Here is a 24,123-nt window from a genome sequence, read left to right as displayed (position 1 = left end):
GAATTTATGAGCCAACTATTTGTCCGAACCGGAATCACATTCGACTCGAGCCAACAGGCGCTGGCGCACATTGGCAAAGAGATGCTGGCGAAAGGCGTGGTACATGATAGTTATCCGCAGGCGCTGGTGGAACGTGAAGCGTCTTTTCCTACCGGCATTGCGCTGGAGCGTCACGCCGTCGCTATCCCTCATTGCGAGGCGGTTCATGCGAAATCACCCGCTATCTATCTGATTCGTCCAGATAAGCCGGTCATGTTTCAACAGGCGGATGATGACGAAGAGATTGCCGTTTCGTTAATCATCGCCTTAATCGTTGAAAACCCGGCGGCACAGCTAAAACTTCTGCGCCGCCTGTTTAGTGAGCTACAGAACCCGAGCACCCTCGATGCCCTGTTAAGCGCGCCGGATGCCGAACTGGCGATACGCTTTCAGGAAACCATCCTTGAGCCTGAGCAGTGCGTCCAGGTTTGATAATAAATTGATAATAATGAGGAATACCCTATGAAACGTAAAGTAATTGTGGCCTGTGGCGGTGCGGTTGCAACCTCAACGATGGCTGCGGAAGAAATTAAAGAGCTATGTGATGCCAACCATATTGAGCTCGACTTAGTGCAATGCCGGGTCACCGAAATCGAAACCTATATGGACGGCGCCGATCTTATCTGTACCACTGCCAGGGTCGATCGCGCCTTTGGCGATATTCCCGTCGTTCACGGTATGCCTTTTGTTTCCGGCGTGGGTATTGAAGCATTACAGCAAAAAATTCTGTCCATTCTCATGGGGTAACGTATGTTTAGCGAAATAATGCGTTATATCCTCGACTTAGGCCCAACGGTGATGTTGCCTCTGGTGATCATCGTGTTCTCTAAACTGCTGGGAATGAAGCTTGGGGATTGTTTTAAATCGGGTTTGCATATTGGTATCGGCTTCGTGGGTATTGGTCTGGTCATCGGCCTGATGCTGGATTCTATCGGCCCCGCGGCGAAAGCCATGGCGGAACATTTCCAAATCAATCTCCACGTTATTGACGTCGGCTGGCCAGGTTCATCGCCCATGACCTGGGCGTCACAAATCGCGCTGGTCGCGATCCCTGTCGCCATCGGGGTTAACGTCCTGATGCTGGTGACCCGCATGACCCGCGTGGTAAATGTTGATATCTGGAATATCTGGCACATGACCTTCACGGGCGCCATGCTGCATCTGGCGACCGGTTCATACTGGCTGGGGATTCTGGGCGTTGTGGTTCATGCCGCCTTTGTCTACAAACTGGGGGACTGGTTTGCCAAAGATACCCGCGACTATTTTGGCCTCGAGGGGATTGCTATCCCACACGGTTCATCCGCGTACCTGGGCCCCGTGGCGGTGCTCGTTGATACCATTATCGAGAAAATTCCGGGTCTCAATCGTATTCACTTTAGCGCAGACGATGTCCAGAAACGCTTCGGACCGTTTGGCGAGCCGGTGACTGTCGGCTTCGTGATGGGGCTGGTGATTGGTGTGCTGGCAGGCTACGACGCCAAAGCCGTTCTGCAACTGGCGGTCAAAACCGCAGCGGTGATGCTGCTTATGCCACGCGTCATTAAACCTATTATGGATGGCCTAACGCCTATCGCGAAACATGCGCGTAAACGTCTACAGGCTAAATTTGGCGGGCAGGAGTTCCTGATAGGCCTTGATCCAGCGCTACTGCTCGGTCATACCTCTGTTGTCTCCGCGAGCCTGATATTCATTCCGCTGACCATCCTGATTGCCGTCTTAGTACCGGGGAACCAGGTGCTGCCGTTCGGCGACCTCGCCACCATCGGTTTCTTTATTGCGATGGCGGTTGCGGTACACCAGGGCAACCTGTTCCGCACGCTGATTTCAGGTGTCATTATCATGGGCATCACCCTGTGGATAGCCACCCAGACGATTGGCCTGCATACCCAACTGGCTGCCAATGCCGGAGCGCTAAAAGCTGGCGGACAAGTCGCCTCGCTGGATCAGGGCGGTTCCCCCATCACCTGGCTGCTGATTCAACTTTTTACCTGGCAGAATATCGTCGGCTTCGCCGTCATTGCCATTATCTATCTGGCTGGCGTACTGCTGACCTGGCGTCGCGCCCGACAGTTTGTCGCGGCTGAGAAAGCCACGGCGCTACAGCAAAGTCAAATCGCCTCTTAATTTTAGGGGAGCAATCGCTCCCCTCACCTTCCTGGAGAATGTTATGAAATCAGTGGTTATTCACGCTGAGGGAGACGTGCGCGTTGAAGAACGCCCCTTACCACAACTGCAAGCCGAGGACGATGTGTTGGTCAAGGTCGTTAGCTCAGGGCTTTGCGGGTCGGATATCCCGCGTATTTTCGCGCAGGGCGCCCATTATTATCCTATTACGTTAGGTCATGAATTCAGCGGCTACGTTGAATCCTACGGCACAGGCGTAACGGATATGCAGCCTGGCGATACCGTCGCTTGTGTCCCGCTTCTTCCCTGCTTTCACTGTCCGCAATGCGAACGCGGTTACTTTTCTTTATGCAAACAGTATCAGTTTGTAGGATCGCGCAGCGAAGGCGGTAATGCGGAATATGTGGTGGTCAAACGGGCCAATCTTTTCCGCTTGCCGTCTGATATGCCAATTGAAGATGGCGCGTTTATCGAACCGATTACCGTGGGCTTGCACGCCTTTCATCTGGCGCAGGGCTGCGAGGGGAAAAACGTAATTATCGTCGGGGCCGGGACAATTGGCCTGCTGGCCTTACAGTGCGCGCGGGAACTGGGCGCGCGAAGCGTAACGGCGATTGATATCAATCCGCAGAAACTGGAACTGGCGAAAGCGCTGGGCGCAACGCATACCTGCAATAGCCGGGAAATGACCGACGACGACATCCAGACCGCGTTGTCCGACATTCAGTTTGATCAACTGGTTCTCGAAACGGCAGGAACTCCCCAGACCGTCTCGCTGGCTATTGATATCGCCGGGCCGCGAGCGCAACTGGCGCTGGTGGGGACGTTACATCACGATCTCACCCTGACGACGCGCACATTCGGGTTAATTTTGCGTAAAGAGCTCACGCTCCTCGGCAGTTGGATGAACTACTCCGCGCCATGGCCAGGAGAAGAATGGGAAACCGCAGCGCGCCTGTTAGCTGAAAAACGTCTTCAACTGACCCCTCTCATTGCCCATCGCGGCGATGCGGAAAGCTTTGCAGAAGCAGTCAAAGCGCTTAATGGCGCGCCCATGCAGGGCAAAATCTTACTTCAACTTTCCTGATGGTACGAGCCAGCAACCTGCGCTGGCTCACATTTCCTTTCGAAATTTAGCGTTCACCTTTCGCAATCCTTCGATTAAACTAGTTACAGTTAATTATCAGGCAAATCAATATGAACTCATTTGAGCGAAGAAATAAAATTGTCGACCTGATTAATACGCAAGGCAGCGTGCTAGTGATGGACCTTTCAAATACCTTTGGTATTTCTGAAGTGACTATCCGTGCTGACCTGCGTCTGCTGGAAGAGAAAGGCCTTGTCACCCGTTTTCATGGCGGCGCGGCAAAACCGGGAAGTCATCTGGCGGAAGGCGACAATCAGGAAGTCATTCTGGAAGATCGGTATCAACTCGCCAGCGATCCGAAAAAGCGGATTGCCCAAGCGGCTGCGGCAATGGTTGAAGAAGGAATGACCATCATTCTGGATAGCGGGAGCACAACATTACTGATTGCGGAAGCGCTCGCGCGAAAAAGCAATATTACGGTGATCACTAACAGCTTGCCTGCCGCTTTTACGCTATCAGAAAATAAAGATCTCACGCTGGTGGTCTGCGGCGGTACGGTACGGCATAAAACCCACTCAATGCACGGCACGATTGCGGAACGATCGCTACACGGCATCAGCGCCGATGTCATGTTTGTCGGGGCGGATGGTATTGATGCGACAAACGGTATTACCACGTTTAACGAAGGTTATTCCATTAGCGGCGTCATGGCGGCGGCGGCACACAAAGTTATCGCGGTACTGGACGCGACCAAATTTAACCGTCGCGGCTTTAACCAGGTATTGCCGATGGACAAGATCGACTGTGTGATAACCGATGACACCATCAGCAAACAGGATAAAGCGGCATTAGCGAAAACAGGCGTGGAATTAATGATCGTCTAAAAAGGAGTCGGTTATGCGTTGCTGATCGCGAGAGTAAGCCCGAAGGAAAGGTCCGGCCCGCTATCACCGCCCAATGCCCCCATCAATTTACCCACATCAATCACCTGATTGAGTATTAACGTGATGGCGATAAAAGGCGGTTCCCGGGCGCTCGCTTTTACTCTTCCTGCTGCCCCAGCGCATACTTATACAGCGCATTTTTCTTCACGCCGTGAATTTCTGCTGCCAGCGCCGCCGCTTTTTTCAGCGGCAATTCGGCCTGTAGCAGCGCCAGCGTGCGCAGCGCGTCGGCGGGCAGGTCGTCTTCTTGCGCTTTATGGCCTTCGACAATCAGCACCATTTCGCCTTTGCGACGGTTTTCATCTTCTTTGACCCACGCCAGCAGCTCGCCGACCGGCGCGCCGTGAATGGTTTCCCAGGTTTTGGTCAGCTCACGCGCCAGCACCACATAACGGGATTCTCCCAATACCGCGACGATATCTTCCAGGCTATCTAACAGGCGGTGGGTTGACTCATAAAAAATCAGCGTTCGCGGTTCCGTTTCAATGGCTTTTAGCGCATCACGGCGGCCTTTGGATTTCGCCGGTAAAAAGCCTTCATAGCAGAAACGGTCGGATGGCAGGCCAGCGGCGCTCAGGGCGGCAATCGCCGCACACGGCCCCGGTAGCGGCACCACGCGAATCCCCGCTTCGCGACAAGTACGCACCAGGTGGTAGCCCGGATCGTTAATCAGCGGCGTACCGGCGTCGGAAACCAGCGCAATGTTCTGCCCTTCTTTTAGCTTCGCGACCAGCGTTTCCGCTTTTTGTTGTTCGTTATGGTCGTGCAGCGCGAACAATCGGGCATTAATCCCAAAATGTTGCAGCAATAAACCGGTGTGACGAGTATCCTCGGCGGCAATCAGATCTACAGCCTGTAACACCTCCAACGCACGCTGGGTGATATCCGCCAGATTACCGATAGGAGTAGGTACAATAAAGAGTTGGCCCTGAGAATTATCCGCCGATTCGTTTTGTTTCATTGTGTCGTCCGTATTGCCGATTTAATATTGAGCATTGCGTAAAAAAATATCACTGGATACAGTATGGTACCCTCAACATTTTCTCGTTTGAACGCCGCACGCGCGCTGCCTGTCGTCCTGGCTGCGCTACTTTTCGCCGGGTGCGGCACCCAGGCGCCAGATCAAAGCGCAGCCTATATGCAGGGTTCAGCGCAAGCTGACTCCGCCTTTTACCTGCATCAGATGCAGCAAAGCGCAGATGATAGCAAGACCAACTGGCAATTACTCGCCATTCATGCACTGCTGAAAGAAGGAAAAAGCCAGCAGGCCGTCGACCTGTTCAACCAACTCCCGCAAAATCTGAACGATACCCAGCGTCGCGAACAGTCTTTATTAGCGGTAGAAATCAAACTGGCGCAAAAAGATGTCGCAGGCGCGCAGGCCTTGCTGGATAAACTAAAACCCGCCGACTTTGCGCCACATCAGCAAGCGCGTTACTGGCAGGCGCAGATCGTTGCCAGCCAGGGACGCCCGTCGCTTACCCTGTTGCGGGCGTTAATCGCCCAGGAACCGCTACTGGCGGCGAAAGATAAACAAAAAAATATCGACGCCACCTGGCAGGCGCTCTCCGCCATGACGCCGGATCAGGCCAGGACGCTGGTTATCAACGCCGATGAAAATGTGCTTCAGGGCTGGCTGGATCTGCAACGCGTCTGGTTTGACAACCGCAACGATCCGGACATGCTGAAAGCCGGGATCGCCGACTGGCAAAAACGCTACCCGCAAAATCCGGGGGCGAAAATGCTGCCGACGCAGCTCGTCAATGTACAACGTTTCAAACCGGCTTCCACCAGCAAAATCGCTCTGCTGCTGCCGCTGAACGGTCAGGCTGCCGTGTTTGGCCGTACCATCCAGCAAGGTTTCGAAGCCGCGAAAAACCTCGGCACCCAGGCGGTAGAGATGCAGCCTGCCGCCGCGCCTGACGCGCCGGTAGAACCTGGCGTGGAGGAGACGCAGCCACAAATGACCAACGGCGTCGCCAGTCCGTCGCAGGCCTCGGTGAGCGATCTGACTGATGACGCTCCATCCCAGTCCGCTACGCCAGTCAGCGCGCCACAAACTCCCCCTGCTACAACAAGCGCGCCGGCGGATCCCTCCGCTGAATTAAAAATCTACGATACCTCTTCCCAGCCGTTGGATCAGGTGCTTGCTCAGGTTCAGCAAGACGGCGCCAGTATCGTGGTCGGGCCGCTGTTGAAAAACAATGTGGAAGCGCTGATGAAAAGCAACACGCCGCTCAACGTGCTGGCACTCAACCAGCCGGAAACGGTACGTAGCTTCCCTAATATCTGCTATTTCGCGCTCTCTCCAGAAGATGAAGCCCGTGATGCGGCGCATCATATTTATGACCAGGGCAAGCAGTCGCCGCTGCTGTTGATCCCACGCAGCACGCTTGGCGATCGCGTGGCGAACGCCTTCACCCAGGAGTGGCAAAAACTGGGCGGCGGCATCGTGTTACAGCAAAAATTCGGCTCCGTAGCCGAGCTGAAAATGGGCGTGAACGGCGGCGCGGGTATCGCGTTGACGGGCAGCCCGGTCGCCGCCAGCGTGCCTGCGCAGCCTGGCGTCACCATTGGCGGTCTGACCATCCCTGCGCCGCCGACCGACGCGCAAATCACCAGCGGCGGACGCGTAGACGCGGTCTATATTCTGGCTACGCCGGAAGAGATTGGCTTTATCAAACCGATGATCGCCATGCGTAACGGCACCCAGAGCGGCGCGACGCTGTATGCCAGCTCTCGCAGCGCGCAAGGCACCTCCGGCCCCGACTTCCGTCTGGAAATGGAGGGTTTACAATACAGTGAAATTCCTATGCTGGCAGGCGGCAATATGCCGTTGATGCAGCAGGCGCTGAGCGCTGTACATAACGACTATTCTCTGGCGCGGATGTACGCCATGGGCGTGGATGCCTGGACGCTGGCGAACCACTTTTCGCAGATGCGTCAGGTGCAGGGATTTGAGATCAATGGTAATACCGGCGCATTAACCGCCAGCCCGGATTGTGTGATTAACAGGAAGTTATCATGGCTCAAATACCAGCAAGGGGAGATTGTTCCCGCCAGCTAACGCGTAAACAGGCTGGCGACGCGTGGGAAGCTGCCGCGCGTCGCTGGCTGGAAAGCAAAGGACTGCGGTTTATCGCCGCCAACGTGCGCGAGCGCGGCGGCGAAATCGATCTGATCATGCGCGACGGAAAAACGACGGTTTTTGTTGAGGTCCGCTATCGACGCTCCGGGCTTTATGGCGGCGCGGCGGCTAGTGTGACCCGCAGCAAGCAACACAAATTATTACATACTGCCCGCTTGTGGCTCGCCCGCCAGAATGGGAGTTTTGATACTGTGGATTGTCGGTTCGATGTGTTAGCCTTCACCGGAAATGAGATTGAGTGGTTTCGGGATGCGTTTAACGACCACTCATAATTGAAGATTTTAAGGATTAGCGTGCTCGAAAGAATCAAAGTTTGCTTTACAGAAAGCATTCAAACTCAAATTGCTGCGGCGGAAGCGCTTCCGGATGCCATTTCCCGCGCCGCCATGACGCTGGTTCATTCCCTGCTTAACGGCAACAAAATCCTCTGTTGTGGAAACGGGACGTCCGCGGCCAACGCACAGCATTTTGCTGCCAGCATGATTAACCGCTTTGAAACGGAGCGACCCAGTTTACCCGCCATTGCACTAAATACCGATAATGTGGTCTTAACTGCGATCGCTAACGATCGCCTGCACGATGAAGTTTATGCAAAACAAGTCCGGGCGCTGGGACATGCAGGCGATGTTTTATTGGCGATCTCTACGCGTGGTAATAGTCGCGATATCGTAAAAGCCGTTGAAGCAGCCGTCACACGTGACATGACCATTGTGGCGCTAACCGGGTATGACGGGGGTGAGCTGGCCGGACTATTAGGGCCGCAGGATGTCGAAATTCGTATCCCTTCACACCACAGCGCGCGCATTCAGGAAATGCATATGCTGACGGTAAACTGCCTGTGCGATTTGATCGATAACACGCTTTTTCCTCACCAGGATGATTAAGGAGTACACATGAAGGCATTTTCGCCGCTCGCAGTCCTTATTTCTGCGTTGCTATTGCAAGGTTGCGTCGCCGCCGCGGTAGTGGGTACGGCAGCCGTCGGCACCAAAGCTGCAACCGACCCGCGTAGCGTGGGCACCCAGGTGGATGACGGAACGCTGGAACTGCGTGTCAGCAGCGCGCTGTCGAAAGATGAGCAAATCAAAAAAGAGACGCGCATCAATGTCACGGCTTATCAGGGCAAAGTTTTGTTAGTGGGCCAGTCGCCAAACAGCGAACTCTCCGCACGCGCGAAACAGATAGCGATGGGCGTTGAAGGCACCACCGAGGTCTATAACGAGATTCGCCAGGGTCAGCCTATCGGCCTGGGGACCGCCTCTAACGATACCTGGATCACCACGAAAGTTCGCTCACAGCTACTGACCAGCGATCAGGTAAAATCGTCAAATGTGAAAGTCACCACCGAGAATGGCGAAGTGTTCCTGCTGGGCCTGGTGACTGAACGTGAAGGTAAAGCGGCAGCAGACATCGCCAGCCGGGTGAGCGGCGTGAAACGCGTGACCACCGCCTTTACGTATATTAAGTAACCGGTGTGCCGGGTGGCGATAAGAATGTGTAAACCGCGTCGCCATCCGGTAAATCATCCGGCTTCGCTACTCCGCTTTTTCCCGCAGTTGCGATGAGGTCAGAATCGTCACGCCTTCTTGTGCTGGCGCCAGCGCTTCCGCCAGCATGGCCCGCGCCACATCCCGCGCATCGATCGATTTCCAGTTTCCTGGCAACAGCCGGAATAGCGGAGCGAAAAGCGTTTCATTCACCCGCCGCGTTGTTCTGTCGCCGAGCAGCATAGAAGGTCGGGCAATCGTCAAACGAGGCCAATTTTGCGCGATTAACGCCTCCTCCATTTCTCCTTTCACCCGATTGTAGAAAAACGGAGAGTGCGCGTTTGCTCCCATTGCGCTGACCACCACCATGTGCTGCGCACCCAGTCGACGTCCGGTCAGCGCAGTATCAACCACCAGCGTATAATCCGCATGAATAAACGCCGCTTTACTTCCCGCTTCACGCCGGGTCGTGCCCAGGCAGCAAAAAACAATATCTACCGGGTCGGTCACCTGAGCTAACGCATCGGTAAGCTGCGGATCGTGAGGGTTATAAACGCCGACAATATCCGTCAGCGGGCGACGCGTCGGCGCGGCGATAGCGCTCACCTGCGGCGTGTTGATTAACATTCTCAGCAGATGTCCGCCGACCAGTCCGGTCGCGCCGGTAATCAGTACCTGACTCATCCTCGCTCCTTTACAGATTTGTCCACCTTGCACTCTCGGCCCTATCGACCAGGCTTAATAGTCTACGAGGTAAGTATCCATCATTGTGGAAAATTTGCCTTACCCGACGCCACCACTGCGGAGGAAACGCATGAGTAAGAAAATTGCCGTTTTGATTACCGATGAATTTGAAGATTCAGAATTTACCTCGCCGGCTGCAGAATTCCGTCAGGCCGGCCATGAGGTCATCACCATCGAAAAAGAGGCGGGTAAAACGGTGAAAGGAAAAAAAGGCGAGGCCAGCGTCACCATTGATAAGGCTATTGATGACGTTCGTCCCGACGGGTTCGACGCCTTGCTATTGCCGGGAGGTCATTCGCCGGACTACCTGCGCGGCGACAGCCGTTTCGTGGATTTTACCCGCGATTTCGTTAACAGCGGTAAACCGGTTTTTGCCATTTGCCACGGCCCGCAGTTGTTGATCAGCGCCGATGTCATTCGTGGCCGCAAACTCACGGCGGTGAAACCGATTATTATCGATGTGAAGAACGCGGGCGCGGAATTTTACGATCAGGAAGTCGTCGTCGATAAAGATCAGCTGGTGACCAGCCGCACGCCTAACGACCTGCCGGCATTTAACCGCGAGGCGCTACGCCTGCTGGGCGCGTGAGTCACGTAACCAGTGCAGTTTTTTACCAAACCCCAGCGTGTTGTCGGTGAATTTAATTTCATCCAGCCGGATTTCCCATACCGGCGCTGGCAGCACCCTGGCGACCGGGAAGCGACGAAGGTAAGCTTTACGCGCGGCGTCGCTCTCCTGCCCCTCCAGACGGCGAATTTCCCCTTTAAACTGCACGCCGCGAATGCGCGCCACCGTTTTCGGCTGACCATTGACCGTTCCCGCAACTGGCGCGCACGCGCCGGACATTTGCGCATGGCGGGTTTTATCATCCGTTAACAGATACAGCGCGACGTTTTGCGCATCAAACAAATAAAACGCATTGGCGCACCACAGCTCTCCCTCATGGTGTACGCACCAGGTCACCACGTGTTGTTTCGCCAGCCAACGGCCAATAGCGGTAAGTGTGTCCATCTTTATTCTCGCTTATACTGGGAACCTGAAAATTATCATGCTGATGGCGACAATGGCACCCTGGTATCTGTATCTGATTCGTACTGCAGACAATGCGCTTTACACCGGAATAACCACCGATGTGGCGCGTCGTTACAGGCAGCATCAAACGGGAAAAGGCGCAAAAGCATTACGGGGAAAAGGCGAGTTAACGCTGGCGTTTGCGGCGCAGGTCGGCGATCGCTCGCTGGCCCTGCGCATAGAGTATCGCATCAAACAGCTCACAAAGCGCCAGAAAGAGCGCCTTGTGACGGAACGCGAAGCGTTTGAGGCGCTGCTGTCCAGCCTGCAAACGCCAGTGCTTAAAAACGATTGAAGTGGTCGTGATACTCCACCAGCCCCGTCACGCCCTCCAGCGCATCCTCAGCCAAACGGTGTACCTGGAAAGCGCTTTCCGTACCGGGCCAACGGCAGTGAAGATCGTAATGTGCGGCCAGTTCAAAACCGAAGCGGCTATATAACGCCGGATCGCCCAGCGTCACGACCGCCGCGTAGCCGAACTCGTTGAGCGAATCCAGCCCTTCATACACTAACTGGCGCGCCAGCCCTTGCCCGCGATACTTTTCATCGACCGCCAGCGGCGCCATGCCGACCCACTGTAAATCTTCGCCCTGCACATCAACCGGGCTAAAGGCGACATAGCCCACCACCTGACCTTCATCATCCGTGGCCACCAGTCCGAGCGTCAGAAAACCATCTTCACGCAAATCGTGAACCAGCTTCGCTTCCGCATCGCTTTCGAATGAACGGCGTAACAGCGCATCAATACCAGGCGCATCAATAGGAATTTCTACTCGAATTAGCATGGTTCACCTACCGAGGTCTGTTTGGTTTCCGGCGAGTTTTTCATTCCCGCCTCAACAAAATCCGCCAGTTGCAGCAGCATAACGCGTAACGCTTTCGGCATCTGCTCCAGTTCGATGGCGTCCATCAGATTCTTCACATACAACCCTAACTCAGTATCGCCTTCAATGACCAGTCGACGCTGGAAAAAGAGCGTATCCGGATCCTGTTTACGGGCGGCGATCATTAGCAGATCGCTGGCGTCGGCGCTAAAACTGACGTCAGCATCCGCCTGCTGGCTAACGATCAGCTTTTCATTTTCAACCGTGGTATACCATTTTAAGTCGATGTCACGAACATGAATGCTTAACCAACGACCTTCGAGGAATTCCAGCTCTCCATCGGCCAGCGCCTGACGAAACTGCCAGCTCAGAACCTGTTCCAGAACCTGGCGCTTTAGCGCAAAGGGCGTCAGTTTAACCGGTACACTCATCAGAGACGGGCCAGCATGGACTAAGCGTGAACGCAGTTTATCTAACACGAGCTTTACTCCCTGTTTCAATAGTCCTGTTATTTTGCCATATCCAATAAATCACATGGCGGCGTAAATCAACAATTGGGTCTGATTTTCTACCCCATTATTGGTGTTACCAATACGCCTTTAACTGCCTTAAATCAAAAATTGTCGCAGCAAGGTTAACTAAAATCCCTGTTCGTTAACAATTTTGCGTCTCAGACGTAACCCTCAGGATAAATTATGGAGCTGCTCTGCCCTGCCGGAAATCTCCCGGCGCTGAAGGCGGCCATCGAAAACGGCGCTGACGCCGTTTATATCGGGTTAAAAGACGATACCAATGCCCGTCATTTTGCCGGCCTTAACTTTACCGAAAAAAAATTGCAGGAAGCGGTGAGTTTTGTTCACCAGCATCGCCGCAAATTACACATCGCCATTAATACTTTTGCGCATCCGGACGGCTATGCCCGCTGGCAGCGCGCCGTGGATATGGCGGCGCAGCTTGGCGCCGACGCGCTGATTCTTGCCGACCTCGCTATGCTGGAATATGCCGCAGAGCGTTACCCGCATATTGAGCGCCATGTTTCCGTTCAGGCCTCGGCAACCAACGAAGAGGCGATTCGCTTTTATCACCGCAACTTTGATGTCCACCGTGTAGTACTGCCGCGTGTACTGTCGATTCACCAGGTAAAACAACTGGCCCGCGTCACGCCGGTGCCGCTGGAGGTATTCGCGTTTGGCAGCCTGTGCATTATGGCGGAAGGTCGCTGCTATCTTTCTTCCTACCTGACGGGGGAGTCGCCCAATACCGTCGGCGCCTGCTCTCCCGCCCGCTTTGTCCGTTGGCAGCAAACGCCGCAGGGGCTGGAATCGCGCCTGAATGATGTCCTGATTGACCGTTACCAGGATGGCGAAAACGCAGGCTACCCAACGCTGTGTAAAGGCCGCTATTTAGTGGACGGCGAGCGCTATCACGCGCTGGAGGAGCCAACCAGCCTGAACACGCTGGAACTGCTGCCGGAGCTCATGGCGGCGAACATCGCTTCGGTGAAGATCGAAGGCCGCCAGCGCAGCCCGGCCTACGTCAGCCAAGTGGCGAAAGTGTGGCGCCAGGCGATCGATCGCTGCAAAGCCGCCCCGCAAAACTTCGTTCCACAGCGCGACTGGATGGAGACGCTCGGCGCGATGTCCGAAGGCACCCAAACCACGCTTGGCGCATATCACCGTAAATGGCAGTGAGAGGAGCTATGAAATATTCCTTAGGACCGGTGCTTTATTACTGGCCGAAAGAGACGCTGGAAGATTTTTATCAGCAGGCCGCAAAAAGCAGCGCTGATGTCATTTATCTGGGCGAAGCGGTGTGCAGCAAGCGTCGCGCAACCAAAGTCGGCGACTGGCTGGAAATGGCGAAATCCCTCGCCGCCAGCGGTAAGCAGGTGGTGCTCTCCACCCTGGCGCTGGTACAGGCGTCATCTGAATTAAGCGAGCTGAAACGCTATGTGGACAACGGCGATTTTCTGCTGGAAGCCAGCGATCTTGGCGTGGTGAATCTGTGCGCCGAGCGCAAACTGCCGTTTGTCGCCGGCCATGCGCTGAACTGCTACAACGCGGTCACGCTGCGCCGGTTGCTGAAAGAAGGCATGGTACGCTGGTGTATGCCAGTGGAGCTGTCCCGCGACTGGCTGGTGAATTTGCTTAATCAGTGCGATGAACTGGGCATCCGCAATCAGTTTGAAGTGGAAGTGTTGAGCTACGGGCATCTGCCGCTGGCCTACTCCGCTCGCTGCTTTACCGCCCGTTCGGAAGACCGCCCGAAAGATGAGTGCGAAACCTGCTGTATCAAGTATCCAAACGGTCGTGACGTGCTCTCGCAAGAGAATCAGCAGGTGTTTGTGCTTAACGGTATTCAGACCATGAGCGGCTATGTCTATAACCTTGGCAACGAACTGACGTCGATGCAGGGATTGGTCGATATCGTGCGGCTGTCGCCGTTGGGGACGGAGACATTTGCCATGCTTGATGCCTTTCGCGCTAACGAAAACGGCGGCGCGCCATTACCGCTTGCCGCGCATAGCGACTGTAACGGCTACTGGAAGCGGCTGGCAGGTCTGGAGCTACAGGCCTAGCCGGATGGCGGCATCAATACCTTATCCGGCCTACAAATAGCGCTCCCGTAGGCCCGATAAGTGCAGCGCCATCGGGCATTGTTTTTGCCGTCAGTCTCATAAAGCTCACTTTGTTAACAACATTCGCTAATCTTTAATGCAGTATTAAAAGATTAACCGGTAACAAAGTGAGCCGTTATGACTGACAAAACTATTCCGTTCTCGGCGCTGGATCTGGCGCCGATCCCTGAAGGAGCTTCGGCAAAAGAAGCCTTCACGCACTTGCTGGATCTCGCACGGCTGGCTGAAAAGCGCGGTTATCACCGCTACTGGCTGGCAGAACATCACAACATGACCGGTATCGCCAGCGCGGCGACCTCGGTATTGATTGGTTATCTGGCGGCCAATACCACAACATTACATCTTGGCTCCGGCGGCGTGATGCTGCCTAACCATTCACCGCTGGTGATTGCCGAGCAGTTCGGCACGCTGAATACGCTCTACCCGGGACGTATCGACTTAGGGTTGGGACGCGCGCCGGGTAGCGATCAGCCGACGATGCGCGCGCTGCGTCGCCATATGAGCGGCGATATCGATAACTTTCCACGCGATGTCGCAGAGCTGGTGGACTGGTTCGACGCTCGCGACCCTAATCCGCATGTGCGCCCGGTGCCCGGCTACGGCGAGAAGATCCCGGTCTGGCTGCTGGGCTCCAGCCTGTATAGCGCACAACTGGCGGCCCAGCTTGGCCTGCCGTTCGCCTTTGCTTCGCATTTCGCGCCGGATATGTTGTTCCAGGCGCTGCATCTGTACCGTACCCAGTTCAAACCTTCAGCGCGGCTGGAAAAACCGTACGCGATGGTGTGTATCAATATTATCGCCGCCGACAGCAACCGCGACGCCGAATTCCTGTTTACCTCTATGCAGCAGGCTTTTGTGAAGCTACGCCGTGGAGAAACCGGCCAACTGCCGCCGCCGATTGAGAATATGGAGACCTTCTGGTCGCCATCCGAGCAGTATGGCGTGCAACAGGCGCTGAGTATGTCGCTGGTCGGTGATAAGGCGAAAGTCCGCCACGGGCTGGAATCCATCCTGCGGGAAACCCAGGCGGATGAAATTATGGTCAACGGGCAGATTTTCGACCACCAGGCACGCCTGCATTCGTTTGATTTAGCGATGGATGTGAAGCAGGAATTGTTGGGGTAGTGCGTTGTTTTGCCCGGTGACGCTTCGCTTACCGGGCCTACAGCATCAAGTAGGCCGGATAAGGTGCAACCACCATCCGGCACAATAACGTTACTGGTACACCGGCAGCAAATTAAAGCTCGACAGAATATGGATAACCGCGTTGCCAACACCGAAGACCAAAATCAGGGCAATCATCGGTTTACCGCCCCAGACGCGGAATTTCGGGCTGCCGAAACGTTCGCGAGATTTACGCGCCAACAGCGCAGGCACAATGGCCGCCCAGATAGTTGCAGCTAAACCTGCATAGCCAATGGCGTACAGGAAGCCGTTCGGCCACAGCAGGCCACCGACAATTGGCGGCACAAACGTCAGCAGTGCGGTTTTAAAACGCCCCATTGCCGAGTCATCCAAACCAAACAGATCCGCCAGATAGTCAAACAGCCCCAGCGTCACGCCAAGGAAGGAACTGGCGACAGCAAAGTTAGAGAACACCACCAGCAGCAGATCCAGGCTGCGGCTGTTCAGCACGCCGCTCAACGCCTGTACCAGCACATCAATATTGCCGCCTTTCTGCGCAATGCCGATAAATTCCGGACGCGGGATGTTGCCCATCGTCCCCAGCAGCCAGACGGAATAGAGCGCCAGCGCCAGTAACGTCCCATAAATCAGGCATTTGACGATGGTGCGCGGATCTTTGCCGTAATATTTCATCAGGCTCGGTACGTTACCGTGATAACCAAAAGAGGCCAGACAAAATGGCAGCGTCATCAGCAGGTACGGCGTATATGACGCGTGGCTTTCAGCCACGTTAAACAATGTGGTCGGCGTGACGTGCCCCAACAGGCTGCCGAAGGTCAGGAAGAAAGTAATCACTTTCGCGCCCAGCACAATCGCCGTCATCCGACTGACCGCCTTCGTACTCAGCCACACAACAAACGCCACCAGCAGCGCAAAGGCAAAACCTGCCGCTCGCGCCGGAACGTTCAGCGACATCTCAGCAAAGGTATGATGCAGAATTGAGCCGCTCGCCGAGATATAGGCGTAAGTCAGGATGTAGAGCACAAAGGCAATGGAAATACCGTTGACAATGTTCCAGCCTTTCCCCAACAGATCTTTGGTGATGGTGTCGAAACTCGAACCAATGCGGTAGTTAAGGTTGGCTTCGAGGATCATCAGCCCGGAGTGCAGCATACAAAACCAGGTAAAGACCAGCGCCGCCATCGACCAGAAGAACCACGCCCCGGACATGACCACCGGCAGGGAGAACATCCCCGCGCCAATGATGGTGCCGCCGATAATCACCACGCCGCCAAGCAGCGAAGGTGACGTTTGGGTGGTGGTAAGTGTTGCCATTCAGCTCTCTCTCCAGTCATTTATAGTGTGACTATCTCTCAATACGCTGCACTGTACCAGTACACGAGTACAAAAGAAATAAAAAAAGCCCCGATTGTGACGATCGGGGCTGTATATTTTACTTTACGCTGTGAATGCGCAGGTCAGCGTGAGTTACGCATCACCGCCGAAACGACGGCGACCGGTAGAGTCATCACGACGCGGACCACGGCTTTCACGACGTTCGCCGCTGAAGCGACGACCATCACCACGACCGCCTTCACGACGTTCGCCGCTGAAATTACGACCGCCTTCACGACGCTCGCCACTGAAGCTACGACCACCGCCGCGACGTTCGCCGCCCGCGTGCGGAACAGCATCACCCAACAGCTGCATATTCATCGGCTTGTTCAGAATGCGGGTACGCGTGAAGTGCTGGAGCACTTCGCCCGGCATACCTTTCGGCAGCTCGATGGTGGAGTGAGACGCGAACAGCTTAATGTTACCAATGTAACGGCTGCTGATGTCGCCTTCGTTAGCGATAGCGCCCACGATATGACGAACTTCAACGCCGTCATCACGGCCCACTTCAATGCGGTATAACTGCATATCGCCAACGTCACGACGTTCACGACGCGGACGATCTTCACGATCGCCACGCGGGCCACGGTCGTTACGATCGCGCGGACCACGGTCATCACGGTCACGGAATTCACGCTTAGGACGCATCGGCGCATCCGGCGGCAGAATCAGCGGACGCTCGCCCTGCGCCATTTTCAGCAGTGCGGCAGCCAGCGTTTCGAGATCCAGCTCTTCACCTTCGGCAGACGGCTGGATTTTCGCCAGCAGCGCACGGTACTGATCCAGATCGCTGCTTTCCAGTTGCTGCTGAACTTTCGCGGCGAATTTTTCCAGACGGCGTTTACCCAGCAGTTCTGCGTTCGGCAGTTCCACTTCAGGAATGGTCAGCTTCATGGTGCGTTCGATGTTACGCAGCAGACGACGCTCGCGGTTCTCAACGAACAGCAGCGCGCGACCGGCGCGACCCGCACGACCGGTACGACCGATACGGTGAACGTAGGACTCGGAGTCCATCGGGATATCGTAGTTCACCACCAGGCTGATACGTTCAACGTCCAGACCACGTGCCGCAACATCGGTGGCGATCAGGATGTCCAGACGACCATCTTTCAGGCGTTCCAGAGTCTGCTCACGCAGCGCCTGGTTCATATCGCCATTCAACGCGGCGCTGTTGTAGCCGCTACGTTCCAGCGCTTCTGCTACTTCCAGGGTCGCGTTTTTGGTACGTACGAAGATAATCGCCGCATCAAAGTCTTCCGCTTCCAGGAAACGCACCAGCGCTTCGTTTTTACGCATACCCCAGACAGTCCAGTAGCTCTGGCTGATGTCAGGACGGGTAGTCACGCTGGACTGAATGCGCACTTCCTGCGGCTCTTTCATAAAGCGGCGGGTAATGCGACGAATCGCTTCCGGCATGGTGGCGGAGAACAGAGCGGTCTGGTGACCTTCCGGGATCTGCGCCATAATAGTTTCAACGTCTTCGATGAAGCCCATACGCAGCATTTCGTCGGCTTCATCCAGCACCAGACCACTCAGTTTAGAGAGGTCGAGAGTGCCACGTTTTAAGTGATCAAGCAGACGTCCCGGCGTACCGACAACGATCTGCGGCCCCTGACGCAGGGCGCGTAACTGCACGTCATAACGCTGACCGCCGTACAGGGCAACCACGTTTACGCCGCGCATGTGTTTAGAGAAATCCGTCATGGCTTCGGCAACCTGTACCGCCAGTTCGCGGGTTGGCGCCAGCACCAGAATCTGAGGTGCCTTCAGCTCAGGATCAAGATTGTTGAGCAGCGGTAAAGAGAACGCTGCGGTTTTGCCGCTACCGGTCTGGGCCATGCCCAGCACGTCGCGACCGCCCAGCAGATGCGGAATGCACTCTGCCTGGATTGGAGATGGTTTTTCGTAACCCAGATCGGTAAGGGCTTCAAGGATAGGAGCCTTCAGCCCCAGATCTGCAAAAGTGGTTTCGAATTCAGCCATGTAGTACGTGTGCCTCAAAATTAATGGCGGCCAGTCTACATAACTCATCATGAAATTGATCTGCAATTTTCATTGAAAAGTGTGAACCGGCTCAAAGTAGGTGTATTAACGAACAACAACGCCCTCACCCGCGAAGGTGATGGCAATCAAAAAGATTACGGGCTGATATGTTCGTCAGCTATTGCTGGTCCGATTCTGCCAGGTCATCTTGGTCCTGGCCCAGGAGCGATAATTCCAACAATGCGTATCGGTGCTCAACAAAGTTATGAACGTTGTTGGCCACCGCCAGTTTGAACAGAGCCGTGGCGCTGTCCAAATCCCCCAGACTTAGGTAATACTTACCTAAATAGAAGTTGGTTTCACTGAGATGCTCAGCGAGCGAGGTGTTATCCGTTGCGTCCGCCTTGAGCCTTTCCATCAGCGTTGCTTCGCTAATGTCGCCCAGGTAGAACTCGACAATGTTCCATCCCCATTGCTCTTTATCCGATTTTTCGAAGCGTGCTTTTAACGCTTCTTTCGCCTGCTTCTCATTAAGCTTCTGCTCAACAAGATACAGCCACAGGCTGCGGTAAGGATCATTGGGATCGTCTTGATAAAACGCCAGCAGATCATCTTGCGCTAACTTATCACGGCCGCCGTAATACAATGCGATACCGCGGTTTAAGTGCGCGTAGTTGTAAGTTGGATCAAGCTCTAGTACAGAATCAAACGCTTCATAGGCAGCATCAAAATTGCCTGCCTGCGTTAAATAAATGCCTAAGTAATTGAATACTTCAGGCATATCCGGTCTGATTGCCAGCGCTTGTGAAAAATCATTTCGCGCTAATGCCCTCAAACCAAGACTATCATACAACACTCCGCGCTCATATAAAAGCTGTGCGCGTTCGTCATCGGTTAAAGCCCGACTGGCAAGAATCTGTTCCATACGCGCCAGAATCACTTCCTGCTGTAAAGTCGGTTGCAATGGTACTGCGAGGACTTCACTTTTACGCCAGGCGGAATTACTGCATCCTGCAAGCGTAAGTGCTGTCGCAACGAAACACCAGCGCAAAAAAGGCTTCATTTCCCACTCCCGAAGACAACGATTGAATGAACGTCCTGTTCCCCGGTGGCTCAACAAGGCGTCCAGCCAGGTCTAAAGCCCTCCGCACTGCGGAGGGCAAAAGGCTACCTTACTCGGCCTGTTCGCTCGCCGGAGCTTCCGGCGCAGCCGCAGGTTGAGACTGCTCGGTTGCTTCTTTAATGCTCAGACGTACACGGCCCTGGCGGTCAACTTCCAGAACCTTAACCGGGACTTCCTGACCCATCTGCAGATAGTCGGTCACTTTCTCTACACGTTTATCCGCGATTTGAGAGATGTGAACCAGACCTTCTTTACCGCCGCCGATGGCAACAAACGCGCCAAAGTCAACGATACGGGTCACTTTACCATTGTAGATACGGCCGACTTCGATCTCCGCGGTAATCTCTTCGATACGACGGATAGCGTATTTCGCTTTTTCACCGTCGGTCGCCGCGATCTTCACAGTACCGTCATCTTCGATTTCGATGGTGGTGCCGGTCTCTTCAGTCAGCGCGCGGATCACAGAACCGCCTTTACCGATCACGTCTTTGATCTTGTCCGTGCTGATCTTGATGGTATGGATACGCGGCGCAAATTCAGAGATATCGCCGCGCGGCGCGTTGATCGCCTGTTCCATCACGCCCAGGATGTGCAGACGCGCGCCTTTAGCCTGGTTCAACGCAACCTGCATGATCTCTTTGGTGATACCTTCAATTTTGATATCCATCTGCAGCGCAGAGATACCGTCGCGGGAACCCGCCACTTTGAAGTCCATATCGCCCAGGTGATCTTCGTCGCCCAGAATGTCAGACAGTACAACGTAGTTGTCGCCTTCTTTCACCAGACCCATAGCGATACCTGCTACGGCGGCTTTAATTGGTACGCCAGCGTCCATCAGCGCCAGAGAAGCGCCGCACACGGAAGCCATAGAAGAAGAACCGTTGGATTCGGTGATTTCAGACACCACGCGAACGGTGTACGGGAATTTATCCATGTCCGGCATCACTGCCAGCACGCCGCGCTTCGCCAGACGACCGTGACCAATTTCACGACGCTTCGGAGAACCGACCATGCCGGTTTCGCCTACGGAGTACGGAGGGAAGTTGTAGTGGAACAGGAAGCTGTCAGTACGCTCGCCCATCAGTTCATCAAGCACCTGCGCGTCACGGGCAGTACCCAGAGTTGCGGTAACCAGCGCCTGCGTTTCACCACGGGTAAACAGAGCGGAACCGTGAGTACGCGGCAGTACGCCAGTGCGCACGTCCAGACCACGGATCATGTCTTTTTCACGGCCATCAATACGCGGCTCGCCTGCCAGTACGCGGCTACGCACCACGTTTTTCTCGATAGCGTGCAGGATTTCGCCCAGCTCGTTAGCATCCAGAGTTTCATCTTCTGCAATAAGCTGCTCGATGGTTTCGGATTTGATTACGTCAACCTGAGCATAGCGCTCTTGTTTATCGGTGATGCGGTACGCGTCGCTCAGACGAGATTCAGCCAGCGCAGCAACACGCGCGTTCAACGCGTCGTTGACGGCTTCCGGCTGCCAGTCCCAACGCGGTTTACCGGCTTCTTTCACCAGATCGTTGATCGCCTGGATAACAACCTGCTGCTGCTCGTGACCGAATACCACCGCGCCCAGCATAGTGTCTTCGCTCAGCAGTTCAGCTTCGGATTCCACCATCAGCACAGCCGCTTCGGTACCGGCAACCACCAGGTCCAGCTTGCTTTCTTTCAGCTCGTCCTGGGTTGGGTTCAGCACGTACTGGTCATTGATGTAACCTACGCGCGCCGCGCCGATTGGGCCGTTGAACGGAATGCCGGACAGCGACAGCGCAGCGGATGCGCCGATCATGGCAACGATGTCTGGGTTAACCTGCGGGTTAACGGAAACGACGGTCGCAATAACCTGCACTTCGTTAACGAAGCCTTCCGGGAACAGCGGACGAACCGGGCGGTCAATCAGACGCGCAATCAGGGTTTCGCCTTCGCTTGGACGGCCTTCACGACGGAAGAAGCTGCCCGGGATACGACCAGCAGCGTAGGTACGCTCCTGATAGTTAACGGTCAGTGGGAAGAAGTCCTGGCCTGGCTTGGCTTTTTTCTGGCCGACAACGGTAACGAATACGGCGGTGTCATCCATGCTTACCATAACAGCGGCAGTGGCCTGACGCGCCATCATGCCAGTTTCCAGCGTAACGGTATGCTGACCGTACTGGAATTTACGAACGATCGGATTAAGCAAAATAATATCCTTTCCAATTTTTGACGGCATAATACGCGCCGTCGTTAATACCCGATCTTCTGCGCATCCTCGCGACTAATGACAACCCTAACCCTGATATGGGTAAAGCCTCTCATTAGCCGCGCGAACCTCTGCAACGGAAGATCATTCATAGCAACAATACATTAGTTTCCAGCGAATTGCTGCCATCTGCTGGAAAAAAGGGGCCATGAAGGCCCCCTCTTTCTGAAACTCGAAAGAATTAGCGACGCAGACCCAGACGCTCAATCAGCGCGGTGTAGCGTGCAACATCTTTACGTTTCAGGTAGTCGAGCAGTTTACGACGCTGAGAAACCATACGCAGCAGACCACGACGGCTGTGGTGATCTTTTTTATGCTCTGCAAAGTGACCCTGCAGGTGGTTAATCTGTGCAGTCAACAGAGCAACCTGAACATCGGTAGAACCGGTGTCGTTTGCGTCACGACCGAACTCAGAAACGATTTTAGCTGTAGCTTCAGTACTTAGAGACATTTTAAAACTCCAAAGTATTTAAGAATGAGAGGACGCCGATCTCTAATTCAGCGATCCCAGTGTACGCCGCGTAAACTGTTAAATAATTTACGCGACGTTAAGCGGCAGTATTCTACTCGCAGCGCTCTCTTATCGCAAGACGAAGCGACATTACGCCGGGTACTCTACTACCAGCCGACGAGGCGCGACACGGCCTTCGTCGTCAATTTCGCCCATACCGATAAATTTATCGTCTTCACCTTCCGTCACACGAACCAGTCCCTTCAACGGCGCGCCCGTGGTACGAACCGGGTTGCCATTTTTGAAGTATACCGAAGATGTTAACGGCAGATTAACAACAGGATAGTCCGAAGCTGGACTGTCCATTGGCATCAATAATGGATCGAGCAACTGCGCCGCCGGAACGCCCTGCTGTTCCGCCTGTGCTACCAGCGTCTGCAAATGCTCCAGCGTCACCATACGATCCACCGGATACTTGCTGACCGTCAGACGACGCAGGTACGTTACGTGCGCGCCACAGCCCAGTTTCTCACCTAAATCATCAATAATGGTACGAATATAGGTGCCTTTGGAGCAATGAACTTCCAGCTCCAGCTCGTTACCTTCATGGCGAATAAACAGCAGTTCGTAGACGGTAATCGGGCGGGCTTCGCGCGGCACTTCAATGCCCTGACGCGCATATTCGTACAGTTTCTTACCCTGATACTTCAGCGCCGAATACATTGACGGAATCTGCTCAATATCGCCGCGGAAAGTCTCCAGCGCGCTCGCAAGTTGCTCTGCGCTGAAGGTTACCGGACGCTCCTGCACGATTTGACCATCGGCGTCAGAGGTATCCGTGCGCTGCCCCAGACGGGCAATAACACGATAGCGTTTGTCAGAATCCAGCAGGTACTGCGAAAATTTTGTCGCTTCGCCGAGGCAAATCGGCAACATGCCGGTCGCAAGCGGGTCCAGCGCGCCGGTATGCCCGGCGCGGTTAGCATTGTAGATGCGCTTAACTTTCTGCAGCACGTCATTGCTGGACATACCCTGCGGCTTATCCAGCAGCAGAACGCCGTGAATGTCGCGGCCACGACGACGAGGACGACTCATCAGTCCTCCTTGCTGTCGTCCGGGTTCACACGACGTTCTTCGTCATGTTTCACCACGTTAGTCACCAGGTTGGACATACGCATCCCTTCCACCAGCGAGTTGTCGTAGAAGAAGGTCAGTTCCGGTACGATGCGCAGACGCATCGCTTTACCCAGCAAGCTGCGGATGAAACCAGACGCTTCTTGCAACGCTTTGATGCCCGCTTTTACTGCGTCTTCATCTTTGTCGTTCAAAAAGGTGACAAACACTTTGGCATAGGCCAGGTCACGGGACATTTCCACACCGGAGACGGTAGTCATCATACCCAGGCGCGGGTCTTTAATTTCGCGCTGCAGGATGATTGCGATCTCTTTTTGCATCTCTTGCGCTACGCGCTGAGGGCGACCAAATTCTTTCGCCATAATAAATTCTCCAGAATAAAGACAAAAAAGGGGCCATAAGCCCCTTTTTAAATTTCTTGCCGGGTGGCGCTTCGCTTACCCGGCCTACGCCTAATCATCTTCTAAAGATTTTGGATTGCAACAAGGCGGCAAGCTCGTAAATCCCCGGGAGCATAGATAACTATGTGACCGGGGTGAGCGAGCGCAGCCAACGCCGTT

Annotated in this window: 27 protein-coding genes; 14 read left to right on the top strand and 13 right to left on the bottom strand. The window is 54.7% G+C overall.

The annotated features are described in order from the left end of the window. Window positions 1-6 precede the first annotated feature (6 nt). The 5 genes from gatA (at window position 7) to ACLJTG_RS06430 (ending at window position 4,134) form a co-directional block, all read left to right on the top strand. Window positions 7-471 carry a PTS galactitol transporter subunit IIA gene (gene gatA, locus ACLJTG_RS06450; protein WP_000080445.1) on the top strand — a complete coding sequence of 155 codons (465 nt, stop codon included), beginning with the start codon at window positions 7-9 and terminating at the stop codon, window positions 469-471. Between the two features lie 30 nt (window positions 472-501). Then, window positions 502-786 carry a PTS galactitol transporter subunit IIB gene (gene gatB / locus ACLJTG_RS06445; RefSeq protein WP_000824293.1) on the top strand — a complete coding sequence of 95 codons (285 nt, stop codon included), beginning with the start codon at window positions 502-504 and terminating at the stop codon, window positions 784-786. A gap of 3 nt (window positions 787-789) precedes the next feature. Beyond that, window positions 790-2,163, top strand: a complete 1,374-nt coding sequence (locus tag ACLJTG_RS06440) for a galactitol-specific PTS transporter subunit IIC (protein ID WP_000490601.1) — start codon at window positions 790-792, stop codon at window positions 2,161-2,163. 43 nt (window positions 2,164-2,206) lie between these two features. Continuing rightward, complete coding sequence (gene gatD, locus ACLJTG_RS06435) at window positions 2,207-3,250, top strand: galactitol-1-phosphate 5-dehydrogenase (protein WP_000844187.1); 1,044 nt, start codon at window positions 2,207-2,209, stop codon at window positions 3,248-3,250. Between the two features lie 110 nt (window positions 3,251-3,360). Continuing rightward, a complete protein-coding gene (locus ACLJTG_RS06430) occupies window positions 3,361-4,134 on the top strand; it encodes a DeoR/GlpR family DNA-binding transcription regulator (protein ID WP_001083899.1) in 774 nt (257 codons plus the stop codon). Between the two features lie 157 nt (window positions 4,135-4,291). Here ACLJTG_RS06430 and rsmI read toward each other — a convergent pair whose 3' ends face one another. Further along, on the bottom strand, window positions 4,292-5,155 hold the full coding sequence (gene rsmI / locus ACLJTG_RS06425) for a 16S rRNA (cytidine(1402)-2'-O)-methyltransferase (protein WP_000812290.1): 864 nt from the start codon (window positions 5,153-5,155) through the stop codon (window positions 4,292-4,294). A 63-nt stretch (window positions 5,156-5,218) separates the two neighbouring features. On the opposite strand from rsmI, the gene ACLJTG_RS06420 reads away from it, so the two are divergent. From ACLJTG_RS06420 to dolP, 4 genes are read left to right on the top strand one after another with little or no spacing between them, the layout of a single operon-like run. Continuing rightward, window positions 5,219-7,261, top strand: a complete 2,043-nt coding sequence (locus ACLJTG_RS06420) for a penicillin-binding protein activator (RefSeq protein ID WP_079951116.1) — start codon at window positions 5,219-5,221, stop codon at window positions 7,259-7,261. Further along, window positions 7,219-7,614, top strand: coding sequence for a YraN family protein (locus tag ACLJTG_RS06415; RefSeq protein ID WP_000057285.1), 396 nt, complete (start codon window positions 7,219-7,221; stop codon window positions 7,612-7,614). The genes ACLJTG_RS06420 and ACLJTG_RS06415 overlap by 43 nt, the downstream gene beginning before the upstream one ends. Window positions 7,615-7,635: 21 nt before the next feature. Further along, complete coding sequence (gene diaA / locus ACLJTG_RS06410) at window positions 7,636-8,226, top strand: DnaA initiator-associating protein DiaA (protein ID WP_000893481.1); 591 nt, start codon at window positions 7,636-7,638, stop codon at window positions 8,224-8,226. 9 nt (window positions 8,227-8,235) lie between these two features. Beyond that, window positions 8,236-8,811: a division/outer membrane stress-associated lipid-binding lipoprotein gene (gene dolP / locus ACLJTG_RS06405; RefSeq protein WP_000643280.1), complete on the top strand. Its 576-nt coding sequence runs from the start codon at window positions 8,236-8,238 to the stop codon at window positions 8,809-8,811. A 66-nt stretch (window positions 8,812-8,877) separates the two neighbouring features. Here the strand turns inward: dolP and ACLJTG_RS06400 are convergent, their stop codons facing one another. Then, window positions 8,878-9,513 (bottom strand): NAD(P)H-binding protein, encoded by a 636-nt coding sequence (locus ACLJTG_RS06400; protein WP_001521094.1) that lies wholly within the window; start codon window positions 9,511-9,513, stop codon window positions 8,878-8,880. A 130-nt stretch (window positions 9,514-9,643) separates the two neighbouring features. Here ACLJTG_RS06400 and ACLJTG_RS06395 point away from each other — a divergent pair, with 130 nt between their 5' ends. Continuing rightward, window positions 9,644-10,162, top strand: coding sequence for a type 1 glutamine amidotransferase domain-containing protein (locus ACLJTG_RS06395; RefSeq protein ID WP_410958906.1), 519 nt, complete (start codon window positions 9,644-9,646; stop codon window positions 10,160-10,162). Here the strand turns inward: ACLJTG_RS06395 and ACLJTG_RS06390 are convergent. Then, a complete protein-coding gene (locus tag ACLJTG_RS06390; RefSeq protein ID WP_000380404.1) occupies window positions 10,142-10,585 on the bottom strand; it encodes a YhbP family protein in 444 nt (147 codons plus the stop codon). The two genes, ACLJTG_RS06395 and ACLJTG_RS06390, sit on opposite strands and share 21 nt — an antisense overlap. Window positions 10,586-10,622: 37 nt before the next feature. Between ACLJTG_RS06390 and ACLJTG_RS06385 the strand changes: the two genes are divergently transcribed. Continuing rightward, complete coding sequence (locus ACLJTG_RS06385; protein WP_079951118.1) at window positions 10,623-10,940, top strand: GIY-YIG nuclease family protein; 318 nt, start codon at window positions 10,623-10,625, stop codon at window positions 10,938-10,940. On the opposite strand, the gene ACLJTG_RS06380 is transcribed toward ACLJTG_RS06385, so the two are convergent. Both ACLJTG_RS06380 and ACLJTG_RS06375 read right to left on the bottom strand, forming a co-directional pair. Next, window positions 10,927-11,430 (bottom strand): GNAT family N-acetyltransferase, encoded by a 504-nt coding sequence (locus ACLJTG_RS06380; RefSeq protein ID WP_000908562.1) that lies wholly within the window; start codon window positions 11,428-11,430, stop codon window positions 10,927-10,929. The two genes, ACLJTG_RS06385 and ACLJTG_RS06380, sit on opposite strands and share 14 nt — an antisense overlap. Continuing rightward, window positions 11,424-11,948 carry an SCP2 domain-containing protein gene (locus ACLJTG_RS06375; protein WP_000884721.1) on the bottom strand — a complete coding sequence of 175 codons (525 nt, stop codon included), beginning with the start codon at window positions 11,946-11,948 and terminating at the stop codon, window positions 11,424-11,426. The genes ACLJTG_RS06380 and ACLJTG_RS06375 overlap by 7 nt, the downstream gene beginning before the upstream one ends. A 216-nt stretch (window positions 11,949-12,164) precedes the next feature. Between ACLJTG_RS06375 and ACLJTG_RS06370 the strand changes: the two genes are divergently transcribed. From ACLJTG_RS06370 to ACLJTG_RS06360, 3 genes are all read left to right on the top strand, one after another. After that, window positions 12,165-13,160, top strand: coding sequence for a peptidase U32 family protein (locus ACLJTG_RS06370; protein WP_000421309.1), 996 nt, complete (start codon window positions 12,165-12,167; stop codon window positions 13,158-13,160). After that, the gene (locus tag ACLJTG_RS06365) at window positions 13,151-14,047 is read left to right on the top strand and encodes a U32 family peptidase (RefSeq protein ID WP_014343907.1); all 897 of its coding nucleotides are present in this window, start codon (window positions 13,151-13,153) and stop codon (window positions 14,045-14,047) included. Before ACLJTG_RS06370 ends, ACLJTG_RS06365 begins: the two co-directional genes overlap by 10 nt. 177 nt (window positions 14,048-14,224) lie before the next feature. Next, the gene (locus ACLJTG_RS06360; protein ID WP_198898191.1) at window positions 14,225-15,232 is read left to right on the top strand and encodes a luciferase-like monooxygenase; all 1,008 of its coding nucleotides are present in this window, start codon (window positions 14,225-14,227) and stop codon (window positions 15,230-15,232) included. 90 nt (window positions 15,233-15,322) lie between these two features. On the opposite strand, the gene mtr is transcribed toward ACLJTG_RS06360, so the two are convergent. The 8 genes from mtr to rbfA form a co-directional block, all read right to left on the bottom strand. Further along, on the bottom strand, window positions 15,323-16,567 hold the full coding sequence (gene mtr, locus ACLJTG_RS06355) for a tryptophan permease (RefSeq protein WP_000224380.1): 1,245 nt from the start codon (window positions 16,565-16,567) through the stop codon (window positions 15,323-15,325). Between the two features lie 153 nt (window positions 16,568-16,720). After that, on the bottom strand, window positions 16,721-18,610 hold the full coding sequence (gene deaD, locus ACLJTG_RS06350) for an ATP-dependent RNA helicase DeaD (protein ID WP_000807244.1): 1,890 nt from the start codon (window positions 18,608-18,610) through the stop codon (window positions 16,721-16,723). Beyond that, the gene (gene yrbN, locus ACLJTG_RS06345; protein WP_010723222.1) at window positions 18,603-18,683 is read right to left on the bottom strand and encodes a protein YrbN; all 81 of its coding nucleotides are present in this window, start codon (window positions 18,681-18,683) and stop codon (window positions 18,603-18,605) included. Before yrbN ends, deaD begins: the two co-directional genes overlap by 8 nt. A 105-nt stretch (window positions 18,684-18,788) precedes the next feature. Further along, window positions 18,789-19,673, bottom strand: coding sequence for a lipoprotein NlpI (gene nlpI / locus ACLJTG_RS06340; protein WP_000802069.1), 885 nt, complete (start codon window positions 19,671-19,673; stop codon window positions 18,789-18,791). A gap of 109 nt (window positions 19,674-19,782) precedes the next feature. Continuing rightward, complete coding sequence (pnp, locus tag ACLJTG_RS06335; protein WP_001670767.1) at window positions 19,783-21,918, bottom strand: polyribonucleotide nucleotidyltransferase; 2,136 nt, start codon at window positions 21,916-21,918, stop codon at window positions 19,783-19,785. A 241-nt stretch (window positions 21,919-22,159) separates the two neighbouring features. Beyond that, window positions 22,160-22,429 (bottom strand): 30S ribosomal protein S15, encoded by a 270-nt coding sequence (gene rpsO / locus ACLJTG_RS06330; protein ID WP_000059465.1) that lies wholly within the window; start codon window positions 22,427-22,429, stop codon window positions 22,160-22,162. A 150-nt stretch (window positions 22,430-22,579) separates the two neighbouring features. Next, entirely contained in the window at window positions 22,580-23,524 is a 945-nt protein-coding gene (gene truB / locus ACLJTG_RS06325; protein ID WP_000089674.1) for a tRNA pseudouridine(55) synthase TruB, read from the bottom strand. Further along, entirely contained in the window at window positions 23,524-23,925 is a 402-nt protein-coding gene (rbfA, locus tag ACLJTG_RS06320; RefSeq protein ID WP_001040199.1) for a 30S ribosome-binding factor RbfA, read from the bottom strand. Before rbfA ends, truB begins: the two co-directional genes overlap by 1 nt. Window positions 23,926-24,123: the final 198 nt, after the last annotated feature.

The organism is Salmonella sp. SAL00672 (assembly GCF_046552175.1).
GTDB lineage: Bacteria > Pseudomonadota > Gammaproteobacteria > Enterobacterales > Enterobacteriaceae > Salmonella > Salmonella enterica.
Note: the sequence above shows the minus strand (reverse complement) of the source record. Positions and strands in the feature narration are given on the sequence as shown.

Bases quoted from the DNA above. Each gene is read 5' to 3' on its own strand.
- gatA (WP_000080445.1), top strand. From the start codon at position 7: ATGAGCCAACTATTTGTCCGAACCGGAATCACATTCGACTCGAGCCAA.
- gatB (WP_000824293.1), top strand. From the start codon at position 502: ATGAAACGTAAAGTAATTGTGGCCTGTGGCGGTGCGGTTGCAACCTCA.
- ACLJTG_RS06440 (WP_000490601.1), top strand. From the start codon at position 790: ATGTTTAGCGAAATAATGCGTTATATCCTCGACTTAGGCCCAACGGTG.
- gatD (WP_000844187.1), top strand. From the start codon at position 2,207: ATGAAATCAGTGGTTATTCACGCTGAGGGAGACGTGCGCGTTGAAGAA.
- ACLJTG_RS06430 (WP_001083899.1), top strand. From the start codon at position 3,361: ATGAACTCATTTGAGCGAAGAAATAAAATTGTCGACCTGATTAATACG.
- rsmI (WP_000812290.1), bottom strand. From the start codon at position 5,155: ATGAAACAAAACGAATCGGCGGATAATTCTCAGGGCCAACTCTTTATT.
- ACLJTG_RS06420 (WP_079951116.1), top strand. From the start codon at position 5,219: ATGGTACCCTCAACATTTTCTCGTTTGAACGCCGCACGCGCGCTGCCT.
- ACLJTG_RS06415 (WP_000057285.1), top strand. From the start codon at position 7,219: ATGGCTCAAATACCAGCAAGGGGAGATTGTTCCCGCCAGCTAACGCGT.
- dolP (WP_000643280.1), top strand. From the start codon at position 8,236: ATGAAGGCATTTTCGCCGCTCGCAGTCCTTATTTCTGCGTTGCTATTG.
- ACLJTG_RS06400 (WP_001521094.1), bottom strand. From the start codon at position 9,513: ATGAGTCAGGTACTGATTACCGGCGCGACCGGACTGGTCGGCGGACAT.
- ACLJTG_RS06395 (WP_410958906.1), top strand. From the start codon at position 9,644: ATGAGTAAGAAAATTGCCGTTTTGATTACCGATGAATTTGAAGATTCA.
- ACLJTG_RS06390 (WP_000380404.1), bottom strand. From the start codon at position 10,585: ATGGACACACTTACCGCTATTGGCCGTTGGCTGGCGAAACAACACGTG.
- ACLJTG_RS06385 (WP_079951118.1), top strand. From the start codon at position 10,623: ATGCTGATGGCGACAATGGCACCCTGGTATCTGTATCTGATTCGTACT.
- ACLJTG_RS06380 (WP_000908562.1), bottom strand. From the start codon at position 11,430: ATGCTAATTCGAGTAGAAATTCCTATTGATGCGCCTGGTATTGATGCG.
- ACLJTG_RS06370 (WP_000421309.1), top strand. From the start codon at position 12,165: ATGGAGCTGCTCTGCCCTGCCGGAAATCTCCCGGCGCTGAAGGCGGCC.
- ACLJTG_RS06365 (WP_014343907.1), top strand. From the start codon at position 13,151: ATGGCAGTGAGAGGAGCTATGAAATATTCCTTAGGACCGGTGCTTTAT.
- ACLJTG_RS06360 (WP_198898191.1), top strand. From the start codon at position 14,225: ATGACTGACAAAACTATTCCGTTCTCGGCGCTGGATCTGGCGCCGATC.
- mtr (WP_000224380.1), bottom strand. From the start codon at position 16,567: ATGGCAACACTTACCACCACCCAAACGTCACCTTCGCTGCTTGGCGGC.
- deaD (WP_000807244.1), bottom strand. From the start codon at position 18,610: ATGGCTGAATTCGAAACCACTTTTGCAGATCTGGGGCTGAAGGCTCCT.
- yrbN (WP_010723222.1), bottom strand. From the start codon at position 18,683: ATGAAAATTGCAGATCAATTTCATGATGAGTTATGTAGACTGGCCGCC.
- nlpI (WP_000802069.1), bottom strand. From the start codon at position 19,673: ATGAAGCCTTTTTTGCGCTGGTGTTTCGTTGCGACAGCACTTACGCTT.
- rpsO (WP_000059465.1), bottom strand. From the start codon at position 22,429: ATGTCTCTAAGTACTGAAGCTACAGCTAAAATCGTTTCTGAGTTCGGT.
- truB (WP_000089674.1), bottom strand. From the start codon at position 23,524: ATGAGTCGTCCTCGTCGTCGTGGCCGCGACATTCACGGCGTTCTGCTG.
- rbfA (WP_001040199.1), bottom strand. From the start codon at position 23,925: ATGGCGAAAGAATTTGGTCGCCCTCAGCGCGTAGCGCAAGAGATGCAA.